This is a genomic window from Nonlabens sp. MIC269 (genome assembly GCF_001430865.1).
Taxonomy (GTDB): Bacteria; Bacteroidota; Bacteroidia; order Flavobacteriales; family Flavobacteriaceae; genus Nonlabens; species Nonlabens tegetincola.
Map to the genome: position 1 here is coordinate 11,746 of NZ_CP011373.1, position 24,146 is coordinate 35,891.

Here is a 24,146-nt window from a genome sequence, read left to right on the forward strand (position 1 = left end):
CTTTATCGTGTAACCAAACTCCTACATGATAAAAAAGTTTAACGAAAGTAAAAAATCGTTATATAGTTTATGTGTTGTATATCGATAAAGTACAATTTATCTAAAGTTTAATTAAAATTTTTTAATATATGTTAAACGTTCTAGAGTTAAAATCTACAAAATTAATTGTAACTGTTTTAAAATCAGTTAATAAAGGCTTTGCTACCTGTGGCCATTCTATAAAATGAACACCTATTTTGTCGATATAATCTTCCATTCCTAGATCGAGCAACTCTTCTGTTTGGTTAATTCGGTACAGGTCGTAATGAAAAATATCGCCGAAAGGACACTTATATTCGTTTACCAGTGAAAAGGTCGGTGAAGATATCTCATCTTTCGATTTAAGTACTTTGCACAACTCTTTTATCAAAGTTGTTTTTCCTGAACCCATTTCTGCTTCAAAACAAATTATAATAGAACGATTAAAAACGGATTGTTCTATATTAAGGTCTCTTAATAGTTTTTTGGCAGCCTGATTAACGGTATCTAAAGTATATGCGTATTCCATTATCTAGGTTCAAAAGTTGCTACTGGTATTAACATTTCTTCCATGGACACACCGCCGTGTTGATATGTATTACGGTAATAACTCACGTAGTGATTGTAATTATTAGGGTATGCAAAAAATAAATCTCCTTTGGCAAAAATGAAACTACTGCTCATGTTGATCTTAGGAAGTTTTATAGTAGCTGGGTCTTGAGCTGCCAGAACATCTTTGTCTTCATATGTTAAACTACGACCTGTTTTGTATCTCAAATTCAAACTCGTATTCTTATCACCAATTACTTTACTAGGTGTTGTCACATTTATCGTACCGTGGTCAGTGGTTAGGATTAGTTTCATTCCCAATTGCTGCGCACGTTGTATGATTTCTAGTAAAGGTGAATTTTTAAACCAACTTAAGGTTAAAGAACGATATGCTTTGTCATTACTAGCTAGTTCTTTTATAACCTCCATTTCAGTTTTGGAATGAGAGAGCATATCGACGAAGTTGTAGACCACAACGGTAAGGTCGTTGTCTTTTTGAGATTTAAAATTATCTGCAAGTTTTCTCCCGTTATTTTCATTGGTGATTTTGTGATATTGCCAACTTACATCTAATCTTAATCTTTTTAACTGAGCTTCTAGAAAGTCTGCCTCGTGCATATTTTTACCGCCTTCATCAGTATCATCTTTCCAATATTCTGGATGACGTTTCTTCATATCTTCAGGCATCAAACCACTAAATATGGCATTTCTAGCGTATTGAGTGGCTGTAGGTAAAATGGAGCAATACGTTTCTTCTTGTTGTTTTTTATAATGATTGTTAACTAGCCCTTCAAAAGCCTTATATTGATCATACCTTAAATTGTCAATAACTACAAATAAAACCTGTTCCTTGTTTTTTAAAGAAGGAACAACCTTCTTCCTAAATAACTGATGACTTAATAAAGGAGCTTGTTCTTCATCTTCAAACCATTCTGGATAATTACGATCGATAAATTTGCAAAACTGATGATTTGCTTCGGTCTTTTGAGCATTTAATATTTCTCTCATACCGCTGTCCTCAATATCTTCTAATTCTATTTCCCAATAAAGAAGTTTTTGATAAAGTTTTACCCATTCTTCATAGGAATTGATCATGGATAATTCCATTGATATTTTTTGAAACTCTTTTTGGTAATCACTAGTTGTTTTCTCATTAATCAACCTTGAGTGATCCAGATTCTTTTTTACCGACAGTAATATTTGATTAGGGTTCACAGGTTTGATAAGATAGTCAGCAATTTTTGCTCCTATTGCTTCTTCCATGATGTACTCCTCTTCACTTTTAGTGATCATGATGACAGGAAGCTGTGATTGTTTTTCTTTTATCTCTGTAAGAGTTTCTAGCCCTGTAAGTCCAGGCATATTTTCATCAAGAAAAACAATATCATAGTTCTCCTCATCAATAGCTTCAATAGCCTCTGTGCCGCTCACGCGAGTATCAACTTTGTAACCTTTGCTTTCTAAAAAGAGTATGTGAGGTTTTAATAAATCTACCTCGTCATCTACCCATAATATTTTGATATTATTCATACTAGTATCTTTGCTTTAAAATGCCTGTCGTTTGAAACAACAAAACAAACTTAAAATATTAAACGATCCTATCTATGGATTTATTTCTATTCCTAGTAGAGAGATCTTTCAGTTAATTGAGCATCCTTACTTTCAAAGGTTGCGTAGAATTACACAAATGGGATTAAGTTATCTGGTTTACCCAGGTGCTCATCACACTCGTTTCCATCATGCCTTGGGATGCATGCATCTTATGCAAAAAGCAGTCCAAGTATTGCGATCTAAAGGTGTTGTGATTGATGATAAGGAAGAGGATGCTCTTTATAAAACCATTTTATTACATGATATCGGTCATGGACCATTCTCTCATGCTCTTGAATATAAGATCGTTAAAGGTGTTACTCACGAGCAACTATCTTTAAATTTTATGCAAGCTCTTAACGAGGAGTTTAACGGTAGTTTAACGCTTGCTATTAAAATTTTTAAAGGAGAGTATCATCGACCGTTTATGTTACAATTAATCTCTAGTCAATTAGATATGGATCGACTGGATTATCTTAAACGAGATAGTTTTTATACAGGAGTTGCAGAAGGAAATATAAACAGCACTAGGCTTATCGCGATGCTTAATGTTGTTAATGATGAGCTTGTAGTAGAAGAAAAGGGTATTTATAGCATAGAGCATTTTTTGACTTCGCGCAGGCTTATGTACTGGCAAGTGTATTTACATAAAACAGGGATCGCTGCCGAGCATTTATTACAATCTTTTTTCAAGCGATTAGTCGAATTGTATGAGTCCAAAGTTGCTGTTTCATTACCAGACCGTATCGAATACTTTATAACTAGAGAAAATTTTGATCAGGCTAGCGCTCATGATTTAAAGATGTTCGCAAGGTTAGATGATACTGATGTTTTTACTGCGCTTAAAATGAATGTCGATCATGAAGACTTTGTGCTCAGGGAATTAAGTAATATGCTTCTTAATAGGCAATTACTCAAAGTCAAGTTTAGAGATGCTCCTGTTTCAGAAAAGAAATTGAATAGTAAAATTATTCAACTGCAAAAGCAATATAAATTGTCTGAGGATCAGGCTAGTTATTTCGTTTTTCAAGGAGTGGTTAAGCATACCGCTTTCGCGAAAGCGAACCCTATTAAAATTCTCACCAAAACAGGAAAGGTTAAGGAATTACTTAAAGTAACTAAAGAAGATAGTTTCAAAGCCCTTACCAAAGTTGCTCAAAAACATTACTACTGTCATCCAAAATTAAATGATAATTCATAGTAATTATTTGTTTTATTGTGGATAACACAATATGAGTATGTTGTTGCTACAGGATTAATATTACATTAGTTTACTTATTTTTGCCACAATGAAGTTTACAGTCCAACAAATAGCTGACATTCTAGAAGGAATCGTAGATGGAGATGAACAACTAGAATTAAGTAAATTATCCAAGATAGAGGAAGGAGAAAAGGGAAGCTTGTCTTTTTTATCAAATCCTAAATACACTCCTTATATATATAACACACAAGCCAGTGCTGTTATCGTGAATAAAGACTTCCTACCAGAACAGCCGGTAGACACTACACTCATTAAGGTTGAAGATAGTTATAAGGCTTTTTCAAAGTTGCTTGAATATTATCAAATGGCCAAAATGAGTAAAACAGGTATAGAACAACCTAGTTTTATTCATGAAACGGCACAACTAGGTGATGATGTCTATGTAGGTGCTTTTGCTTACATAGGTGAGAATGTGAAAATAGGTAATGGAGTAAAGATTTTTCCACAATCACATATAGGTGACAACGTTACAATAGGTGATCATTCTGTAATTTTCTCATCGGCTCAAGTATTATCAGATTGTGTAATCGGTAATCGAGTAGTGATCAATTCTGGTTGTGTGATAGGAGCCGATGGTTTTGGTTTTTCACCTAATCCTGATGGTACTTATAGTAAGGTGCCACAAACAGGTAATGTAATTATTGAAGATCATGTTGATGTAGGTGCTCTTTCAACTATTGATAGGGCTACTCTAGGTAGTACTATAATAAGGAAAGGAGCCAAGTTGGATAACCAAATTCAAATAGCTCACAATGTAGAGATAGGTGAAAATACGGTTATTGCAGCCCAAACGGGCGTTGCAGGTTCTACCAAGGTAGGTAAAAATTGCAGGATAGGTGGTCAAGTAGGAATAGTAGGGCATATCACAATAGGTGATAATGTCGGTATCCAAGCTCAAAGTGGAGTAGGAAGAAATATAAAATCAAATTCAAATATACAAGGATCGCCAGCCTTTGATTACGGTGATTGGAACCGTTCCTATGTGTATTTCAAAAATTTGCCAAAAATCGAAAAACGCATTACTGACCTAGAAAAACGTTAGTCATTATGACTGTCACAGACATTAATCAAACAACAATCGACCGTGAGGTCACCTTATCTGGTGTAGGATTACATACAGGTAAAGAAGTTACTCTAGTATTTAAACCAGCTCCGGCAGATCATGGTTATGCCTTTCAAAGAGTTGATCTTGAAGGAGAACCAGTTATTGAAGCACTAGCTGCTTATGTTACTGATACTAAAAGAGGAACAACCCTTGATAAACGAGGAGTACAAATCAATACTTGCGAGCATGTACTTGCTGCCCTTGTAGGACTGGAAATAGACAATTGTCTTATAGAGATCAATAGTAGTGAACCACCAATTATGGATGGATCCTCTAAGTTTTTTATTGAAGCTCTTGAAAAGGCTGGTATCAAGGAATTAGATGCAAAACGTCAAGAATTTGTAGTCAAGGAAATCATTTCTTACAAAGATGAGGAAACAGGTAGCGAGATTATTTTGATGCCTTCTGATAAATACCAAGTAACCACAATGGTTGATTTTGGTACTAAAGTATTAGGTACTCAAAATGCTACTCTTGAAAAATTATCAGATTTTAAATCAGAAATATCAGAAGCAAGAACCTTTAGCTTTTTACATGAATTAGAGATGTTACTGGATCACGGACTTATTCAAGGTGGTGATCTTAATAATGCGATAGTTTATGTAGATAAAGAGATTTCTGAGAAAACTATGAACAGCTTAAAAAAAGCGTTCAACAAGGAAAATATAAGTGTAAAACCTAATGGTATTTTAGATAACCTAGAGTTACATCACCCTAATGAGGCAGCACGCCATAAATTATTAGATGTAATCGGTGATCTTGCTTTAATAGGTTATAGAATACGCGGTAAAGTTATTGCAACAAAACCAGGTCACTTTGTAAACACTCAATTTGCAAAGAAAATGGCCAAGATTATAAAAAAGGATATTCGAGAAAATGTACCTGATATTGATGTCAATCAAACACCACTTATGGACGTCAATCAAATTATGGCTATGTTACCTCACCGTCCACCATTCTTGTTGGTAGATAAAATTTTTACCTTGACTGATAGTCAGGTAATCGGCCTCAAGAATGTGACCATGAATGAACCATTTTTTGTAGGTCACTTTCCTGGACAACCGGTAATGCCAGGTGTTCTTATAGTAGAGGCAATGGCTCAAAATGGTGGTATATTAGTACTAAGCACCGTTCCAGATCCTGAAAACTACCTCACTTTCTTTATGAAAATCGATAACGTTAAATTTAAACGTAAAGTAGTACCTGGAGATACCTTAATATTTAAATGTGATCTAATCACTCCTATAAGAAGAGGAATTGCTCACATGCAAGCATATGCTTATGCAAACGGCGTTTTATGTGCCGAAGCAGAGCTTATGGCTCAAATTTCAAAAGAAAAATAAATGAATCAACCTTTAGCATACGTACATCCAGGAGCAAAAATTGCAAAAAATGTAGTCATTGAACCATTTGCTACTATTCATAACAATGTAGTAATAGGTGAAGGTTCCTGGATAGGATCAAACGTTACTATCATGGAAGGTGCCCGTATAGGTAAAAATGTAAGCATTTTTCCAGGAGCAGTTATATCTGCAATACCGCAGGATAAAAAGTTTGAAGATGAAGAAACTACCACTGTCATAGGAGATGGTACTACAATTAGAGAATGCGTAACGATTAACCGTGGTACTAGTGATAAAATGAAAACTATCATTGGTAAAAATTGTTGGATTATGGCTTATTGCCATATTGCACATGATTGTATTGTTGGAGATAATTGTATTTTCTCAAATAACAGTACACTTGCAGGTCATATAACCGTAGGTGATCATGTGGTGCTTGCGGGAATGGCGGCCGTTCAACAATTCTGTCAAATAGGGAATCATGCATTTGTTACCGGAGGATCGTTGGTGCGTAAAGATGTACCACCATACGTTAAAGCAGGTAGAGAACCTTTAAGTTACGTAGGTATTAATTCGGTAGGATTAAGAAGACGAGGTTTTGAACTAGAAAAAATACGAGAGATTCAAGATATCTATCGCATTTTATATCAAAAGAACTATAACGTTTCACAAGCGGTTCAAATCATCGAGGCAGAAATGAGCGCTTCAAACGAGCGTGATGAAATAATAGAATTTATTAAAAACTCTAAGCGAGGTATCATGAGAGGATACGTGCGCAACAATTAAGAATATATGGCAAATACAAGCGACATTAGAAAAGGATTATGTATACGTTATAATCACGATATATATAAAATCATTGAATTTTTACACGTAAAACCTGGTAAAGGACCAGCATTTGTAAGAACAAAACTTAAAAGTGTTACTACTGGTAAGGTTATCGATAATACCTTTTCTGCAGGTCATAAAATTGATGAAATCCGTGTTGAAACTCATACATTCCAGTATTTGTATAATGATGGTGAGGCCTACCACTTTATGAATACTGATACCTATGAGCAAATCCAGCTACCTGAAAGTAGTCTAGATGCTCCAGGTCTTCTTAAAGAAGGTGAAAATGTGAAAATTCAAATTAATACAGAGGACGACTCACCACTTTCAGTTGATATGCCTCAATATGTAATATTAGAAGTTACAGCGACAGAGCCTGGTGTTAAAGGTAACACGGCTACAAACGCTACAAAACCAGCTACCGTAGAAACAGGTGAACGAGTAATGGTTCCTTTATTTATTAATGAAGGTGATAAGATAAGAATCGATACAGAAAAAGGAGCTTATCACGAGCGTATCAAGGAATAGGTGAAATTCAATCAAACTCATAGACTAGATTTTATTGCTGACCTGATCAAATGTGAATTTGTTGGGCCAGCAGACTTTCCTGTAACAGGGATGAACGAGATTCATGTTGTAACTCCAGGAGATATTGTATTTGTTGATCATCCTAAATATTACGATAAGGCATTGAGCAGTGCGGCCACCATTGTTTTGATAAACAAAAAAGTGGATTGTCCAGATGGTAAAGCCTTACTAATATCAGACGATCCTTTTAGGGATTTCAATAAGTTGACTCAACATTTTGTTCCTTTTAACGCTTTCGCGAAAGCGAACACAACAATAGCCACCACGGCATTAATTCATCCCACAGCTAGTCTAGGAAATGAGGTAGTCGTAGGTAAAAACACGGTTATACATGCCAACGTATCGATAGGTGATCGTTGTATCATAGGTGATAATGTTATTATACACGCTGGTACAGTTTTAGGCGGAGATGCTTTTTATTATAAAAGGAGAGAAGCTGGATATGACAAACTATTAAGTAACGGTAGAGTAGTCATTGAGGATCAAGTTGAAATAGGTGCTTTGTGTACCATTGATAGAGGCGTCTCTGGCGATACTACTATTGGTTATGGGTCAAAGTTAGATAATCAAGTTCACATAGGACATGATACTGTTTTGGGTAGACATGTACTTATAGCCAGTCAAGTAGGTATTGCGGGCTGTGTAGTCATTGAGGACAACGTAAAATTATGGGGTCAGGTAGGTGTGCGCAGCGATGTTAAACTAGGAGAAGGTTGTGAGGTTATGGCACAAAGTGGAGTGTCTAAAGACATTCAACCAGGCGAGGCTGTATTTGGTTCACCAGCAATTAATGCAAAAGAAAAGTTTAAAGAGTTGGCTGCCCTAAGAATGTTGCCTAATTTAGTCAAAAAATTATAAGAAGTGTCAGCAAAAAAAATAGTTCAATCGTTTTTAGATTCTCAGGTATTTGTAGATAGTTCACAATTCCCAGAATTTTTTCATAAAGATTTAAAAGTATACTGGCATTCCAGTTCAGGATTTAATGTATTCGATTATCAATCTTACCTAGACTTGTACAAGTCAAATACTGATAATTATGAGGTTATGAGAACTGATGTTACTCATATTCTTGCAAATAATAAAAGCGAAGTTGCTGCGCGATTCACACTTTACGTGCGTACCTTTGAAAATCCTAATGAAGAAATGCCTATAGGCTATTTTATTAGTATTTTTAAAGTTCAAGATGACAGAATTATTGAAGCGCATCATTCTAGTCATCCTAGTGAAAAAGAAAGTTAATTTAATAAGTATAAATACATATAAATGAGTGTTTTAGTAAATAAGGATTCAAATATTATAGTTCAAGGATTTACTGGTAGTGAAGGTACTTTTCATGCTGGTCAAATGATTGAATACGGTACAAACGTTGTAGGTGGAGTTACTCCAGGTAAAGGTGGTCAAGAGCACCTAGGTAAGCCAGTTTTTAATACAGTTAAAGAGGCTGTTGAAAAGGTAAATGCCGATACAACAATTATTTTTGTTCCACCAGCATTTGCTGCTGATGCTATTAAGGAAGCTGCTGACGCAGGTATCAAAGTAATCATTACTATTACTGAAGGTATTCCTGTGGCAGATATGGTAAAAGCTGCCGATTATATCAAGGATAAGGACTGTAGATTAGTTGGTCCTAACTGTCCTGGTGTAATTACTCCAGGTGAGGCAAAAGTTGGTATTATGCCAGGTTTTGTATTTAAAGAAGGTAAAGTAGGAATTGTATCAAAATCTGGAACACTTACTTATGAAGCTTCTGACCAGGTCGTAAAACAAGGTTATGGTATTTCTACGGCAATAGGAATTGGTGGTGATCCAATTATTGGAACGACTACAAAGGAAGCCGTTGAATTATTTATGAATGACCCAGAAACTGAGGCTATCGTAATGATAGGTGAAATAGGTGGTCAGTTAGAAGCTGATGCTGCTAGATGGATTAAAGAAACAGGTAATAAAAAACCAGTTGTTGGTTTTATTGCAGGTGAAACTGCTCCTGCTGGACGTACAATGGGTCACGCAGGTGCGATTGTAGGTGGATCTGAAGATACTGCTCAAGCTAAGAAAGCAATTATGAGAGAATGTGGTATTCACGTTGTTGATTCTCCAGCAGAGATAGGTAAAAAAGTTGCCGAAGTACTAGGAAAATAATTATAGATTTTCTTAAAACTCAATGGAACACAGTGTGTTCCATTGAGTTTTATTTTTATAAATACCAAACCTTATGAAATTACTGGAAGGAAAAAATGTAATCATCACTGGCGCAAGCCGTGGAATAGGTAAAGGGATTGCACGTGTTTTTGCAGAAAATGGTGCCAATGTTGCTTTTACCTACGCAAGTTCTGAAGCACCAGCTCTAGAATTAGAAAAAGAGTTAACTGACCTAGGAGTTAAAGCAAAAGCATATAAGAGTAATGCTGCAGACTTCAATCAAGCTCAGGAACTCATAGAAGCGGTCTCAAACGATTTTGATACTATAGATGTATTGATAAATAATGCTGGGATAACTAAGGATAATTTACTTATGCGTATAAGTGAAGAGGATTTTGACAAGGTGATTGAAGTAAACTTAAAGTCTGTTTTTAACATGACTAAAGCTGTACAACGTACCATGTTAAAACAACGTAAGGGAAGCATTATCAATATGAGTAGCGTGGTTGGTGTTAAAGGTAATGCAGGACAAACCAATTATGCCGCATCAAAAGCTGGTATCTTAGGTTTTACAAAATCTGTTGCTCTGGAATTGGGATCTCGTAATATACGATGTAATGCTATTGCACCCGGTTTTATTGAAACTGAAATGACCGGTGCACTAGATGAGAAAACGGTACAAGGATGGAGAGACGGAATTCCTCTTAAAAGAGGTGGTACTCCAGAAGATGTGGCAAATGCATGTGTATTTCTAGCTAGTGATTTATCTGCTTACATTACGGGTCAAGTACTTAATGTTGATGGTGGAATGTTAACTTAAACCATTAATTATCTTGCAAACTGCTTATTATTTATGGATAGGAGTAGCGGTAATCGCTAGCGCATTATTTGCTTGGTATTCCTATTTTTTTAAAGAAAAGCGTTTATCAAATAGTTTATATTACTTAGCTGTACTTAGGTTCATTTCTGTTCTAAGTGCAGCTTTTTTATTGATTAATCCAAAGTTTGTTACAAAATCCTTTCAGGATGAAAAGCCGGTTCTTTCCATTCTATTGGATCAATCTAAATCCATAGATTATCTTAATGCTAGCGAACAACTCAACTCGGATTATCAAAGCCTGATTCAAAATGAAGATTTAGTTGAAAAGTTTGAAATAAGAACATTTGCACTAGACGATAATTTTAAACCCTTTGATAGTTTAAGTTTTAAAGGTGACGCTACTAATATCTCAAACGGGTTATCCAAGAATCAAGAGCTTTTTAAATCAAGAAATAATGCTACTTTACTGCTTACAGATGGAAATCAAAGTAGAGGTAGGGATCTAGCTTTCACCAAATTAAATAATCCTGAATCACTTTTTCCTATAATTTATGGGGATACGACTGTTTATGACGATTTTAGAATAGGACAGGTAAATGTTAATAAATATTCTTATTTAAAAAATGAATTTCCTGTTGAGATTTTTGTTCAATATATAGGAGATGTTTCAAGAGAATCGAGACTTACAATCAAGAATGGTAACCAAATTGTTTATCGAGAAAATCTAACATTCTCCAAAAATAATTCTAGTACTGTAGTTTCGGCCTTATTAGAAAGTACTTCCATAGGTACACAACGGTACCAAATCGCGATAGAACCTTTTACAGAAGAGAAAAATACCTCAAACAATTATAGAAATTTTGCTGTTGAAGTAATCGATCAACAAACCAAGGTGGTCATTATTACAGCTAGCATGCATCCTGACGTAGGTGCGTTGCGTAAAGCCATTGAAAGCAATCAACAAAGAACAGTTGAGATTGTGAATCCCGATAAAGTTTCTAATCTAAATGAGTATAACTTAATTATTTTTTATGGTGTCAACGAGGACTTAAAGCCAATTATAAATCAGGTAAAGTTATTGGGTAAAAACACTTGGTGGTTACTGGGAGAATCTCCAGATATTCAAATGATCAATTCTTTACAAAACGCCTTTTCAATCGAAAACTCAAAGGATGTTGATGAGGTGCAACCCATTCTTAATGAAAATTTTACAGCCTATAATGTAGATTCATTTTCATTTAATGATTATCCACCAGTAAGAGCGCCTTTTGGAATGGTAAGTTTTAATACACCGATTGATATACTTTTCTATAAACAAATAGGATCTGTAGAAACAGCCGATCCTTTATGGTTTAATTATGAGGAAAATACCAACCGACATTCTGTTACAATGGGTGCAGGATTATGGAGATGGCGATCACAAAGTTTTATAGAGTCAACCTCTTTTACAAATTTTGACGATTTAGTGAGTAGTCAGGTGCAACTACTAGCAAGTAATAAAAAACGTAATCGACTAGATGTAGATTATAATTCCTTTTATTATCAAAACAATGAAATAATAATCAATGCTATGTTTTTAAACAAAAACTACGAGTTTGAAGACAGTGGTATTCTAAATCTTTATTTAACTAATCTTGAAACCAGTGAGAAAATAATCAGGCCATTTGTTCTCTCTAACAATACCTATAAGGTAAATCTTTCAGATATAGAACCAGCAGATTATAACTTTACAGTAAAAGTTGAAAATGATGTTTTAACTCAATCTGGAAAAATAAGCATACTCGAGTTTGACATTGAAAAACAATTTACCAGTGCAAATTCTAGCTCTTTCAATTCTTTAATTGATTCTAGTAATATTTTTTATGCTGGCGAGACCAATAAAGTACTGGATGAACTACTTGATGAATCTAAGTATAAAACAATCGAAAAAGCAACTCTTAAATATTCCTCTTTAATTGATTGGTACTATTTATTAGGAGTTATGCTTTTGTCCTTAGGACTAGAATGGTTTATCAGGAAGTACAACGGATTAATTTAAAATTAGATTATGGAAAAATTACCAAAGGCAGGAATTCTATTTGCGATAGGAATTGTACTAGCTATTATTATTTTATTTAAAAGTTCAGTTAATATAGGCGCTGGTGAAGCAGGTGTTCTATTCAACTTCTTTTCTGGTGTTGATACCAGTAAAACCTATGGAGAAGGATTTCATATCATTGCACCGTGGAATGATATGACGGAGTTTAGAGTGAAACAACAATCATTTTCTGATAGTATGGAAGTACTTTCGGTGAACGGTCTTAAAGTAACTGTTGAAGGTACGGTGTGGTTTCAACCAGAATATGATAACCTACCTAGGTTGTATAAGGAAAAAGGAGCAAATTATGTAGAAACTATCCTTGATCCTGCCATTAACGCTGCTACCAGATCAGTAGTTGGTCGTTACACTCCTGAGCAACTTTATTCTTCTAAGAAGGAAATTATTGTGAGTGAAATCATGTCTGAACTTACTAAGGAATTAGAAGGACAATACCTTACAGTGAACAAGGTGTTTGTTAAAGAGGTAAAGTTACCACCTAAAATTAATGATGCTATTGAACGTAAGTTAAGACAGGAACAAGAAGCTCAAGAGTACGAGTTCAGACTGGTAAAGGCTCAAAAAGAAGCAGAACGTCAAAGAATTGACGCACAAGGTAAGGCTGCAGCAAATGATATTTTAAGTAAATCACTTACTGATAAAATTTTAATGGAAAAAGGTATTGAGGCTACCTTAAAACTTGCTGAATCACCTAATTCTAAAGTGATCGTTGTAGGTAGTTCTGACAACGGTGGTTTACCTATAATTCTAGGAAATCAGTAGTTTTAAATTATTGCGGATTAAAAAAAGACCTGTTTTAACACAGGTCTTTTTTTATTGAAATTAGTAAAGCATATTCCGAGTGTCCGTAATTCCAGTTATCAACCATTTATCATTGTAATAAACCATGGTAAATACGTTGACACCACTATGTGAAAATTGACCATTAACATGAAATTCGTAGGTTGTATGGACCGTTGCAATATCCTCAAAAGTTGTATGACTAATTTCTATAAGCGTTTCCTTAAAGGTCATGTTTTCTGGAATATTTAAAATGCTATTCATAAAGTCAGACTTACTCGCCTTTTCCATTGAATTTCCTTTAGAACGAGACTTAATATAAGAGAATAGCATCAGATTATCGGCCATGGACTGGTCTAGAGCAATGCTATCCTGCGCATGAAACGCATCGAAAAAATCACGTACAGCCTCTACAGGAGACTTTTTCATCGGTTTCACCATTTCATTAATAGAGTCTTGTGCAATGGAATCTTGTTCTACCGGTTGTTGAGAGTACGCTTTCGCGAAAGCGAAACAAACACAAACCATCATTAATAAAGCTTTCCTGTTCATAATATCTAATTGAATGGTAATATTAGTATTTTTACTTCATAAAACAAGATTATGTCTGTAGCAAAGAAGCAATATAAAAGAATAACCGTTAAATCATTATCAGAAATGAAGGCCAATGGAGAAAAAATCTCTATGCTTACTGCTTATGATTATACCATGGCCAAAATAGTAGATAGTGGTGGCGTTGATGTGATTCTAGTAGGAGATAGCGCTAGTAACGTAATGGCAGGTCACGAGACTACGCTACCTATAACACTGGATCAAATGATTTATCATGCGAGTAGTGTTGTAAGAGCCGCAGAGCGCTCGCTGGTTGTTGTAGATTTACCTTTTGGTAGTTATCAAAGTGATCCTAAAGAAGCCTTGCGCAGTGCGATTAGAATAATGAAGGAAAGTGGTGGACACAGCGTAAAACTAGAAGGAGGAAAAGAAGTAAAGGAATCCATAAAACGTATTTTACACGCAGGAATACCGGTAATGGGCCATCTAGGACTTACACCTCAAAGTATATATAAATTTGGTACTTATACAGTACGTGCTAAAGAAGAAGCCGAAGCGGAAAAGCTTATTGAAGATGCATTATTACTCGAAAAATGGGGTTGTTTTGCTCTAGTGCTAGAAAAAGTTCCCGCTGCTCTTGCAGAAAAAGTAGCAAGTCAATTAAGTATACCTGTAATTGGTATAGGTGCTGGTGCTGGAGTTGATGGTCAGGTATTAGTTTCTCATGATATGTTTGGAATGACACATGAATTTAATCCACGTTTTTTACGTAGGTATTTAAATCTTTATGAGGAAATGGGTGATGCGGTAAGTTCCTACGTTAAGGATGTTAAAGCAAAAGACTTTCCTAATGAGAATGAACAATACTAATTAAAATAACAAATAAAAAAGGTGCTTGTAAAAGCACCTTTTTTATTATAAAAACTTAATGTATTCTACATCGATACTATAATCACCTACAATACCATCGGATATATAGAAATTATATCTTAAAACTTTTTTCAAGTTTTCTTTATCAATTTCTCCAGGAATAATGTTGTGAAATAGGACACGCTTGAAATGATTGATGGGTAGCTTTATGGTTTTCCAAGTGTTCTTATGCATACGAATCATATATCCGTATTTTTCTTGTTGAACACCTGGATTGAACTCTATTTCAAAAGCAACGGGTCTACCATCGGTTCTCAATTTAATTTCTATGAATTTCACCTCACTCAAATCTTGTTCAAGTTTGTGAGATCTCAACATGCTCCACGAGGAATTATTGACGGATTTAATAGTACCACAAAATTCAACATAATGATCGTGTTGAATTATTTTTCCAGTGCTTTTACCACCTGTAAGCGAATCGGTAAGTGGAGTCCATTTAAATCTATATTCCATATTCCTTCCAAACTTTATTTCGGTAGGGATTAATGGTTCTAGGGTTTTCATGTATTAAAAATTTAAGGGGAAACAATTTTAATACAGAAAAAGGGGAATGAATATGTATTTACTTGGCTATTTCTCTAAAAACGTTTAACTGTCGTTAATCTCGTTGAAAAAAGCATAAATCTCCTAAATTTCCTTCTGATTCAAACTCAAAGTAACCTTTTCTACTCCTAGAATTAAGATATTGAAACTTTAATTCTTTCCCTTTTATTTTTCTAAAATCGATATCATTGATGATCCATTGAGGATATCCACCCAATTGAATTAAAGGTGTAGGAGTGATGATTTGGCTTTTTGCTGTTTTATATAATGTCCAAGGAAATTCAGGAGCAAGCTTTACTATTAATTTATGTAATTCTGGATATCTATGAATTACCTCTTCCCAAATCGGTAAGCTTTTTACGGTTACTTTCTGGTAGTATTCTTGTATAGGGAATTCGTCATAATCAACCGTGCTTAATTCACAATATGGACCGATTGAAGTCGCTTTATGATCATCAAAATAAAAAGCTTTAGACTCACCATCAATAGGGAATACTCCTCTTGATGGTATGATCAAGCCTTTAGGATCTTTTTTTTGGATTTTTAAAAATGCATTTTGGTCTATGTCTTTAACCTTATTATAACCTGTAGCCGTAATGACAATTTTATGCAGTTCTTCTTTTAATAAAGCTAAATCCTTTTCTGCAATTTTAGCTTTTTGCGCCATCTCCTTCATTAAAGACTCGCTCGTTTTTGATGATTTACCTATCATCGCTTGCAACCATTTGAACATAATAAGGAGAGATTGATGAGATTAATTTTTTTTCATTCTAGATGCCAAAGCACCAGCAAGTAAAGCTATAAATATAAATCCGAGTGACAACCATTCTGGAAAATGTATATGATGAACTAATAACATTTTGATACCTACAAAACCCAGTATGGCTACTAGACTATAATGAATGTATTGGAACTTGTTTAAGAGATTGGTTAGGAAAAAGTACATACTTCTCAATCCCATTATGGCAAGAATGTTACTTGTGAAAACCAAAAAAGGATCAGCCGTGATAGCTAGAATAGCCGGTATTGAATCTAGAGCAAAAAGAACATCGGTCAATTCGATGACCACCAAGGCCAAAAATAATGGGGTTGCAATTCTTTTACCCATTTTTCTGATAAAGAGCTGCTGCCCATTAATTTGATCGGTAACCGGTAAAAATTTGCGTACTAGTTTATAGATGGGACTTTGTGCAGGATCAAATTCTTCGTCATTGTTCTTGAGCATTTTAAAAGCCGTATACAGTAGAAATAACCCAAAAACATAAGTCATCCAGCTTACCTTGTTAATTAAGGCAACGCCAAACAAAATCATTAAGGCTCTAAAAACTAAAGCACCAACAATTCCCCAAAACAAAACTCGGTGCTGGTATTTGGGAGCAATATTAAAGGAGCCAAAAATAACCGCGATCACAAAAATGTTGTCTATGCTTAACGACAACTCAATAAGATATCCAGTAATATATTTAATAGATGCATCAATCGCTGTCATGTTTTCAGGATTGTCTACAAGTCCATTGTTGTATATCAGGTAAATGGCACCTGTAAAAGCTACAGCGATACTTACCCAAAGGGCAGTGTATTTACTAGCCTCTTTAGTTCCTATAACATGAGCTTTTCTATTAAAAACAAAAAGGTCAAGCATCAAAAAGATGCTGACCATTATTATAAATCCTGTCCAAATCATGATGTAAAAATACTTAAGGTATTCTCACTTGTGCAGTGTCTGGATCAAAAAACTTTATTGCGTCGCTCATTGATTTAGCTTGTAAAGCTTTTTTATCATTTACTAGAATAGGAAAGCGCAATAATTCTGGTTGATTGCGTAAAACATCAACACCGTCATTAAATTCAATACTATCACCACCTTGATATTTCTCATGACTAGTGTCGATTAAATCGATAATATCACATTCTAGTAATTCAATAAGTTCTGCATATATAGTTCCAGTAATATCAAATTTATTTATATCACGTTGATTAATTGATTTGCCACTACTCACTAGGTAAGCATACACTTCCTTGTGTAATTTTTTATTAGAATCGTAAAAAATACTTACTTCACGACTGGATTTTGCAAGAACTCCCATTTTTAATGCTTTACTATTGTCGCTTTTCTCTTCTCACATTGAGTTTTCAGTTGAGTAATAACTTTTGAAATTCCTTCTTCAAAATTATCGTGCGACTCCTCAGCAAAAAGTCTCGGTCCAGGAGCGCTTAATCTAATTTGGGATATCATACCCGTTTGATCACTCGATGTATTTTCTGTTTTGAAAAACACATCTGCACGTGTTACCCAGTCATAACGTTCAAAAATCGTTTGTAGCTTTTCTTTGGTATAGTTTTCTAGTCTTTCACTTCCAGAAACTCCGTCGTAATTAAACTGTATAGTCATAATTTTTATTTTAAAGATACAACAGTTGTTATAGAATTTCTTTGTTTTTAGTTTACCTTAATATCACTTTAGCACTCTTTATAAATTTTGTTAATTTACTGTCAATACCTTTATATATTTATAAGTTAAAGTATCAGCAACCTTAGTTATCTTGCACTCAATGAAAAAGATAGCTGTAACTCTTTTAGTATTATTTTATTTCGCTTTCGCGAAAGCGCAATTATCATTTTGCGATGGTGAAATTGGACCAACCATTTTTACCGAAACCTTTGGATCAGGAACTACCAATGGGCCTGCTTTACCAGCAAATGTAACTACCTACACATACGTTAATAGTGGTATTCAAGATGGAGAATATACCATCTCTAGTAATATGCAACAATTGGGTAGTTTTTGGGATGCTCCAGATCATACAGGAGATCCTAATGGAAAAATGCTTTTAGTAAATGCCGATTTTACCGCAGGTTTATTTTATCAGACTCCGATAACAGGCTTGTGTGAAAATACACCTTATGAATTTAGTGCCTGGGTGATCAATATATTGGATAATAACAATCCTTGTGGCGCTGGAGAAATTCCTATACAGGTAAGATTTGAAATTTGGGACATTACCGATTCCACCTTACTAGCAAGCGGTGCAATGCCACCTGAGTTTTCACAACCTGCACCTACATGGAAACAATACGGTCTTACTTTTACCACTGCAACCGGACAAAATGGATGTATTTTAAAACTAATAAATGAAGGTGCTGGTGGTTGCGGTAATGACCTAGCCATCGATGACATCGTTTTTAGAACTTGTGGTGATACCACACAAATAATTGATACGGCTAATAATACGGTTGTTACAAAATGTGAGGATGATCCTGCACAATCCATTACTTTATCGGCAAGTACGGTAAGTTCCATATTCACAACCCCAGAGTATCAATGGCAGCAAAGCGATGATGGTGTTATTTTTACTGATATTTTAGGACAGAATGGACCTACTTTTACTACACCTAATTTAAACGACACTATTTTTTATAGAGTCAAAGTAGCCGAAGATGCTGTTAATTTATCCAATTCACAATGCGTGAACTTTTCTGATGTTTTCGAATTTCGTGATGTTACAGTTCCGCTAGCAGTTCCAGTTCAAAATCCAGTGATTGCTTGTGATGGTATTTCTGAAGAAATGGAAGTAACCTTGCCTAATGGGACCACGGCTTTTTGGTACACCGTGCCTACAGGTGGAACCTCTATTCATGATGATTCCAATGATTATACCACAACCATCCCAGGAACTTATTACGTTGAAACCGTTGATATTCAAAGCGGTTGTGTTTCAAATTCTAGAGTTGCTATTGATTTCCTAGCCTTCAATAGTCCAAATGTTACGAGTCAAGATTACGAAATTTGTCCTGATGAAACGGTAGTGCTAGATCCTCAATTCTCACCAGCAAGTTACGTATGGAACACAGGAGAAGGTACACCAACTATTGAAGTTGATACTGAAGGAATTTATACCGTAGAAGTAATTAACAACGACGGTTGTTCTTCTACAGCGACATTTACTGTAACAATTACCGAAGCTCCTATAATTGATGAAATAATCGTTATTGGAAATGATTTACAAGTAACACTGTCGAATACTGACTTGTCAAATTTTCAATACAGTATTGACGGTTTAAGGTGGTCTGATTTGCCAAACTTTGATATTACTACCTTTACTCAAGTAACTGTTTTTGTTCGTGATAGACTAAATTGTACGGTAGTTCAACAAGAATACAACAGAATAATTATACCTCAGTTTTTTACTCCTAATCAAGATGGTTTTAATGACTATTTTAATTTTGAAGGGTTAAGAAACTTCCCAGATGCCAGACTCCAAATATTTGATAGACACGGTAAGTTGATCAAGGAGATAAATGATATTGCAGTTAGAGTAGGATGGGATGGTACATACAACGGGCAACCTTTACCAAGTAGTGATTACTGGTTCAAATTAGACTATGATAATAAATCCATCACGGGTCATTTTTCACTAATACGTTAATTATTAGAATATTAAGTGTTTTAAGAATTTAAATAGGTAACTTTAAAATAAAAATGCGTTTCTCTCTATTTATATGTTTACTATTTTTAATAGGATGTAGTTCTTCTAAAACTTATACGGTTGAAGATTTTAATCGTGTAAAAGGTATTGCGACTAATGACTTTAAACTTGATGTAACTGTAGCGTACCCTTTTAATACAAATGCTACTAATCAGGTATTAACCCAAGTCACTATGCAAAGAGGAGATTCTCCCAATCGTATAAACCTATCAGGTGAGTCTGTAACTTTTGAGTTAAGAAATGATTCCTTGTTTACTCAACTTCCTTTTTATGGAGAACAAAGGCTTTCTACACGTTATATGTCTAATCCTGGAATTGTAGTGGAAGCTCCCATAAGTGATAATGAAATCATTATTAATGAAGAAAGAAAGATGATAACTAGAAAATTTAATGCTTCTGGTAAGGATGAGAACCATGAGTTTGTTATTGAATTTTTAAAACATGGATTTTCAAAAATTTATGTTACTTCTACTAGTAGAACTTTCATGAATTATGACGCTCAATTGGTTGAAAAATAAAAAATACCGCTACCTTGAAATAAAGATAGCGGTACTTTATTAACCAACATTTCTAATTAATCTATTGTATATCTAAATCGTTCTACTTCGCCACGACTGTTTTTCATTTGAATCAATAGTGTCTCTCTAGGATTTACTTCCCTTAAAATTTCTTGTAAATCGTCAATATTCGTAATTTCATAATCATTCACCTTGGTGATGATATAATCTCTCATGTCATATCTTGATAATTCACCTGTTGTTCTTGTGATGCGTACACCTTTTTTAGTATCAAATATCTTTTGATCCTCTTTAAAAAGATTACGTACTTCCATTTCAATTTGAGGAATGAGAACCGTATTGTTTTTTGTTATTTCAATTTGAGCTTGTTTTTGAACTCCATTTCTTAGGTAATTCACATAAACAATATCACCTGGATTTTTACTTGAAATGTATCCGGTTAAATCGGCAAAGGTTTTCATTTTTAAACCATCTATACTTTTAATAATGTCACCATTTTTTAGATTCGCTTTTGCAGCACCAGAATTTTCAACCACTTTGGCAACATATATTCCTTCACTCTCATCAATTCCCATTTCATCAGCAATGTTACCATTAAGGTCTGTTCCTGATATTCCTAGCATCCCTTTCTGTACAAATCCAAATTCCATAAGATCCTCGATAATCTTACGAGCGTTATTTGATGGAACTGCAAAAGAGTATCCTACATAGGAACCAGTTCTACTAGCAATTGCGGTATTGATACCAATTAATTCCCCATTTTGATTGACTAATGCGCCACCTGAGTTTCCTGGGTTAACAGCAGCATCAGTTTGAATAAAAGACTGCATTTTTCTATCGCGTTCATCTAGATCACGTCCTTTTGCACTTATAATCCCAGCGGTAACAGTACTTGTAAGATTAAAAGGGTTTCCTACAGCTAGTACCCATTCACCAATTTTAGCTTGATTACTATCACCAAAAACTACATAAGGTAATTCTTCATCAGCTTCTATTTTTAATAGGGCAATATCACTATTAGGTTCAGTTCCCACGAGTTCTGCCTTGTAGGTTTTGTTATTATTTAAAGTCACTTCTAGACTTTGTGCATTTTCAATAACGTGATTATTAGTTACGATATACCCATCACCGGTTATAATAACACCGCTACCAGTTCCTACTGCCTGGCGATAAGGTGTTCTACCATACATAAGATCGGCGATAGACATACCACCACGAGCTATAGTAGTATTTTTTACGTGGACCACAGCATGCACTGTTTTTTCTGCTGCTTCGGTAAAATCGATACCTTCTATAGAATTAGTGTAATTAACATTCTTTACAGGAAGTACTGGTGTTTGTACTTCATTAGCAACTTGTTGTGATTGTTGTGACGTAATTTGTGACTCTGGTTCAAACGCTATTTTATAAGTACCTAAAACAACAGCGCCACCTAAAACAGCCATACCGAAATTTTTGATTAAACTTTTCATTTCTTTCTTTTTTTAGCTTCTTATTGAACTTAAAATTATATAATTCATTGTTTTTATACCGTCAAATTAACCTTAATTAACAATGGATTGATATCATATTAAACAATGCATTTACATCCTTAATTTTAGTATAATTGATAGTATTTTTGCATCATGGATTCACTCACCTTTTATAAGTATCAAGGCACTGGAAACGACTTTGTCATAGTAGATAATCGCGATTTATCTTTTACCAAAAAAGATGCCAAAACAATTGCACGTATCTGTGACAGAAGATTTGGAATAGGTGGTGACGGTTTTATCTTATTAGAGAATCATGCTCATTTAGATTTTAACATGGTTTACTTCAATTCAGATGGTAATGAAAGTACCATGTGTGGTAATGGTGGTCGTTGTATAGTAAGTTTTGCTCACTTTTTAGGAATCTTTGAAAAGCAAACCACCTTTAATGCTATTGACGGTAAGCACGATGCAGTCGTTAATGACGACGGAACCATAAGCCTTCAAATGATTGATGTCAATAAGGTAGACGATAATAGAGATTATTGCTTTACAAATACAGGATCGCCACACCATGTGCAATTAGTGGCAGACCTTGATAATTATCCTGTTGTTGAAGAAGGAAGAAAGCTGCGACATGAAGTTTATGGTGATGATGGCGCCAATATTAATTTTGTTCAACCCATCTCTCACGGTACTTATAAAGTGCGTACTTATGAACGCGGTGTAGAGGATGAAACCTATAGCTGTGGTACAGGAGTAACTGCGGTTGCTCTAGCCATGCATGCTACAAGTCATACGACAAATACAAACGTTTCACTAGTAACTCCAGGTGGCGAGTTATCTGTGCGTTTTGTAAATCAGGATAATGGCTATACTGATATTTGGCTTTCGGGTCCAGCCCAGCAAGTGTTTAAAGGAAACATTCATATATGATGTTGAGGAATGAAACTTGTTACCTGCGCGCTGTTGATCTAGCAGATATGGAATACATCTATCAGCTAGAGAATGATCCTGAATTATGGGAAGTAGGGAATTTGCTAGCTCCTTACTCTAGATTTACGATACGAGAGTATTTAGAAAATGCTCACCGAGATATTTATGAAGTTAAGCAGCTGCGACTAGCCATTTGTACCCATAGCGATCAAATTGCTGGTTTGGTAGACCTCTATGATTTTGATCCATTTCATAATCGTGCCGGAATTGGAATTGTTATCGATACACCTCATCGTAAAAAAGGTCTCGCGCGTGCTGGTTTACAACTCATGATTGAATATGCTTTTAAACATCTTAGATTACACCAGCTACATGCTAGTATATCTACGGATAATGTAGCTAGTAGAATGTTGTTTGAGAGATTACGCTTTCGCGAAAGCGGAATAAAAAAAGACTGGATCGCTACTCCAGATGGTTATAAAGACGAACTGATTTATCAATTGATTAATGAATAAATACCGCAAAATTATTTTAGGAGTAGTCCTTGTAGGACTGTTATTTATGGCAGGATTTGCCTATAAAGTTTATACCACTTTCTTATCACCCAATACCAATTTTGAATCTGAAACCTATGAGGTATTCATACCAAGTGATGCAGATTATAACAAGGCATTCCTAATTTTTGCCGATGCTGTAGAAGATCGAGATGCGTTGCATCAAACGGCTGTTCGCAAAAAATATCATGAAAATGTAAAGGCAGGTCGGTTTCTAATTAAAAAAGGAAGTTCTAACAACGATATCATTAATACGCTGCGCAGTGGTAATACTCCTGTAAAAGTTAGATTTAATAATCAGGAACGAATTGAGGATCTAGCAGGAAGGCTTGCGGCTCAAGTAGAACCAGATAGTTTAAGTTTATTAAAAGCATTTACCGATTCTACTTTTCTTAATAAGGCAGGAGTAAGTAGGGAAGAGGCTTTGACCTTATTTTTACCTAATACGTATGATAGTTATTGGAATACCACAGCAACTTCTTTAAGAGATAAATTATACAGCTATCACCAGCAATACTGGAACGAGAATAGAAGAAGTCTTGCTAGCAAGCAGCGCCTTTCTCCTTCACAAGTCTATATTTTAGCAAGTATTGTTCACAAGGAAACAGCAATGAAGGATGAGCGTGCAAGAGTAGCTGGTGTGTATTTGAATCGTCTAAAAAAGAATATAAAACTAGATGCAGATCCTACCGTAATTTATGCAAAAAAGAAAAAGGACGGTGATTTCAATCAAGTAATTAAACAGGTTCTTTACAAGCATTTAGAAATAGATAGTGAATACAACACTTATAAAAATGCTGGATTGCCACCTGGTCCTATTGTAACACCCGATATTGACGCTATTAATGCTGTTCTACAACCAGAAAATCACGATTACTTTTACTTCGTTGCCGACGTTCAAAATTTTGGTTATCACAAATTTGCCAAAACACTTACACAACACAATATTAATGCTGCTGCCTATCGCAGGTGGATTAAAAGGAATAATAAATAATAAGAAAATATAGGATAACTACTTAATCAAGGAACTAC

Annotated in this window: 26 protein-coding genes; 17 read left to right on the forward strand and 9 right to left on the reverse strand. The window is 34.9% G+C overall.

Translation table 11 applies throughout. The annotated features are described in order from the left end of the window. Positions 1–121: 121 nt before the first annotated feature. Together tsaE and AAT17_RS00085 are read right to left on the reverse strand one after the other, a co-directional pair. Positions 122–547 carry a tRNA (adenosine(37)-N6)-threonylcarbamoyltransferase complex ATPase subunit type 1 TsaE gene (tsaE, locus tag AAT17_RS00080; protein ID WP_060522380.1) on the reverse strand — a complete coding sequence of 142 codons (426 nt, stop codon included), beginning with the start codon at positions 545–547 and terminating at the stop codon, positions 122–124. After that, positions 547–2,097: a response regulator gene (locus AAT17_RS00085; protein WP_060522381.1), complete on the reverse strand. Its 1,551-nt coding sequence runs from the start codon at positions 2,095–2,097 to the stop codon at positions 547–549. The genes tsaE and AAT17_RS00085 overlap by 1 nt, the downstream gene beginning before the upstream one ends. Positions 2,098–2,128: 31 nt before the next feature. On the opposite strand from AAT17_RS00085, the gene AAT17_RS00090 reads away from it, so the two are divergent. From AAT17_RS00090 to AAT17_RS00140, 11 genes are all read left to right on the forward strand, one after another. Beyond that, positions 2,129–3,358, forward strand: a complete 1,230-nt coding sequence (locus AAT17_RS00090) for an HD domain-containing protein (RefSeq protein WP_042279239.1) — start codon at positions 2,129–2,131, stop codon at positions 3,356–3,358. A gap of 88 nt (positions 3,359–3,446) precedes the next feature. After that, positions 3,447–4,460 (forward strand): UDP-3-O-(3-hydroxymyristoyl)glucosamine N-acyltransferase, encoded by a 1,014-nt coding sequence (gene lpxD / locus AAT17_RS00095; protein WP_042279236.1) that lies wholly within the window; start codon positions 3,447–3,449, stop codon positions 4,458–4,460. A gap of 5 nt (positions 4,461–4,465) precedes the next feature. Continuing rightward, positions 4,466–5,866 (forward strand): bifunctional UDP-3-O-[3-hydroxymyristoyl] N-acetylglucosamine deacetylase/3-hydroxyacyl-ACP dehydratase, encoded by a 1,401-nt coding sequence (locus tag AAT17_RS00100; protein ID WP_042279234.1) that lies wholly within the window; start codon positions 4,466–4,468, stop codon positions 5,864–5,866. Then, positions 5,867–6,652 (forward strand): acyl-ACP--UDP-N-acetylglucosamine O-acyltransferase, encoded by a 786-nt coding sequence (gene lpxA / locus AAT17_RS00105; RefSeq protein WP_060522382.1) that lies wholly within the window; start codon positions 5,867–5,869, stop codon positions 6,650–6,652. Positions 6,653–6,658: 6 nt separating this feature from the next. Next, positions 6,659–7,225: an elongation factor P gene (gene efp / locus AAT17_RS00110; protein WP_060522383.1), complete on the forward strand. Its 567-nt coding sequence runs from the start codon at positions 6,659–6,661 to the stop codon at positions 7,223–7,225. Next, positions 7,226–8,143, forward strand: a complete 918-nt coding sequence (locus AAT17_RS00115) for a UDP-3-O-(3-hydroxymyristoyl)glucosamine N-acyltransferase (protein WP_060522384.1) — start codon at positions 7,226–7,228, stop codon at positions 8,141–8,143. It abuts the gene before it with no gap. A 3-nt stretch (positions 8,144–8,146) separates the two neighbouring features. Beyond that, positions 8,147–8,524 carry a hypothetical protein gene (locus tag AAT17_RS00120; RefSeq protein ID WP_060522385.1) on the forward strand — a complete coding sequence of 126 codons (378 nt, stop codon included), beginning with the start codon at positions 8,147–8,149 and terminating at the stop codon, positions 8,522–8,524. A 24-nt stretch (positions 8,525–8,548) separates the two neighbouring features. Beyond that, positions 8,549–9,424 (forward strand): succinate--CoA ligase subunit alpha, encoded by an 876-nt coding sequence (gene sucD, locus AAT17_RS00125; RefSeq protein ID WP_060522386.1) that lies wholly within the window; start codon positions 8,549–8,551, stop codon positions 9,422–9,424. A gap of 73 nt (positions 9,425–9,497) precedes the next feature. Beyond that, entirely contained in the window at positions 9,498–10,244 is a 747-nt protein-coding gene (fabG, locus tag AAT17_RS00130) for a 3-oxoacyl-[acyl-carrier-protein] reductase (RefSeq protein ID WP_042279226.1), read from the forward strand. A 13-nt stretch (positions 10,245–10,257) separates the two neighbouring features. Then, positions 10,258–12,282 (forward strand): hypothetical protein, encoded by a 2,025-nt coding sequence (locus AAT17_RS00135; protein ID WP_060522387.1) that lies wholly within the window; start codon positions 10,258–10,260, stop codon positions 12,280–12,282. Positions 12,283–12,291: 9 nt separating this feature from the next. Next, entirely contained in the window at positions 12,292–13,104 is an 813-nt protein-coding gene (locus AAT17_RS00140; protein WP_060522388.1) for a prohibitin family protein, read from the forward strand. Between the two features lie 60 nt (positions 13,105–13,164). On the opposite strand, the gene AAT17_RS00145 is transcribed toward AAT17_RS00140, so the two are convergent. After that, positions 13,165–13,674: a nuclear transport factor 2 family protein gene (locus tag AAT17_RS00145; RefSeq protein WP_157539170.1), complete on the reverse strand. Its 510-nt coding sequence runs from the start codon at positions 13,672–13,674 to the stop codon at positions 13,165–13,167. Between the two features lie 51 nt (positions 13,675–13,725). On the opposite strand from AAT17_RS00145, the gene panB reads away from it, so the two are divergent. Next, positions 13,726–14,544: a 3-methyl-2-oxobutanoate hydroxymethyltransferase gene (gene panB, locus AAT17_RS00150; protein WP_060522390.1), complete on the forward strand. Its 819-nt coding sequence runs from the start codon at positions 13,726–13,728 to the stop codon at positions 14,542–14,544. 45 nt (positions 14,545–14,589) lie between these two features. Here panB and AAT17_RS00155 read toward each other — a convergent pair whose 3' ends face one another. From AAT17_RS00155 to AAT17_RS00175, 5 genes are all read right to left on the reverse strand, one after another. Beyond that, positions 14,590–15,108, reverse strand: a complete 519-nt coding sequence (locus tag AAT17_RS00155; protein ID WP_042279219.1) for a CIA30 family protein — start codon at positions 15,106–15,108, stop codon at positions 14,590–14,592. A 94-nt stretch (positions 15,109–15,202) separates the two neighbouring features. Further along, on the reverse strand, positions 15,203–15,880 hold the full coding sequence (locus AAT17_RS00160; protein ID WP_157539172.1) for a hypothetical protein: 678 nt from the start codon (positions 15,878–15,880) through the stop codon (positions 15,203–15,205). Between the two features lie 21 nt (positions 15,881–15,901). After that, positions 15,902–16,834, reverse strand: a complete 933-nt coding sequence (locus tag AAT17_RS00165; RefSeq protein ID WP_060522392.1) for a TerC family protein — start codon at positions 16,832–16,834, stop codon at positions 15,902–15,904. A 10-nt stretch (positions 16,835–16,844) separates the two neighbouring features. Then, entirely contained in the window at positions 16,845–17,234 is a 390-nt protein-coding gene (locus AAT17_RS00170; protein ID WP_042279211.1) for an arsenate reductase family protein, read from the reverse strand. A 2-nt stretch (positions 17,235–17,236) separates the two neighbouring features. Next, positions 17,237–17,539, reverse strand: a complete 303-nt coding sequence (locus AAT17_RS00175; RefSeq protein WP_042279210.1) for an HPF/RaiA family ribosome-associated protein — start codon at positions 17,537–17,539, stop codon at positions 17,237–17,239. Between the two features lie 160 nt (positions 17,540–17,699). Between AAT17_RS00175 and AAT17_RS00180 the strand changes: the two genes are divergently transcribed. Both AAT17_RS00180 and AAT17_RS00185 read left to right on the forward strand, forming a co-directional pair. Continuing rightward, the gene (locus AAT17_RS00180) at positions 17,700–19,574 is read left to right on the forward strand and encodes a T9SS type B sorting domain-containing protein (protein ID WP_060522393.1); all 1,875 of its coding nucleotides are present in this window, start codon (positions 17,700–17,702) and stop codon (positions 19,572–19,574) included. Between the two features lie 53 nt (positions 19,575–19,627). Further along, the gene (locus AAT17_RS00185) at positions 19,628–20,152 is read left to right on the forward strand and encodes a DUF4251 domain-containing protein (RefSeq protein ID WP_060522394.1); all 525 of its coding nucleotides are present in this window, start codon (positions 19,628–19,630) and stop codon (positions 20,150–20,152) included. A 56-nt stretch (positions 20,153–20,208) separates the two neighbouring features. Here AAT17_RS00185 and AAT17_RS00190 read toward each other — a convergent pair whose 3' ends face one another. Beyond that, the gene (locus AAT17_RS00190; protein ID WP_060522395.1) at positions 20,209–21,624 is read right to left on the reverse strand and encodes a trypsin-like peptidase domain-containing protein; all 1,416 of its coding nucleotides are present in this window, start codon (positions 21,622–21,624) and stop codon (positions 20,209–20,211) included. A 153-nt stretch (positions 21,625–21,777) separates the two neighbouring features. Here AAT17_RS00190 and dapF point away from each other — a divergent pair, with 153 nt between their 5' ends. From dapF to mltG, 3 genes are read left to right on the forward strand one after another with little or no spacing between them, the layout of a single operon-like run. After that, positions 21,778–22,560 carry a diaminopimelate epimerase gene (gene dapF, locus AAT17_RS00195; protein WP_060522396.1) on the forward strand — a complete coding sequence of 261 codons (783 nt, stop codon included), beginning with the start codon at positions 21,778–21,780 and terminating at the stop codon, positions 22,558–22,560. Then, positions 22,560–23,075, forward strand: coding sequence for a GNAT family N-acetyltransferase (locus AAT17_RS00200; protein WP_082586985.1), 516 nt, complete (start codon positions 22,560–22,562; stop codon positions 23,073–23,075). Before dapF ends, AAT17_RS00200 begins: the two co-directional genes overlap by 1 nt. Continuing rightward, the gene (gene mltG, locus AAT17_RS00205; RefSeq protein WP_060522397.1) at positions 23,068–24,108 is read left to right on the forward strand and encodes an endolytic transglycosylase MltG; all 1,041 of its coding nucleotides are present in this window, start codon (positions 23,068–23,070) and stop codon (positions 24,106–24,108) included. Before AAT17_RS00200 ends, mltG begins: the two co-directional genes overlap by 8 nt. Positions 24,109–24,146 lie beyond the last annotated feature (38 nt).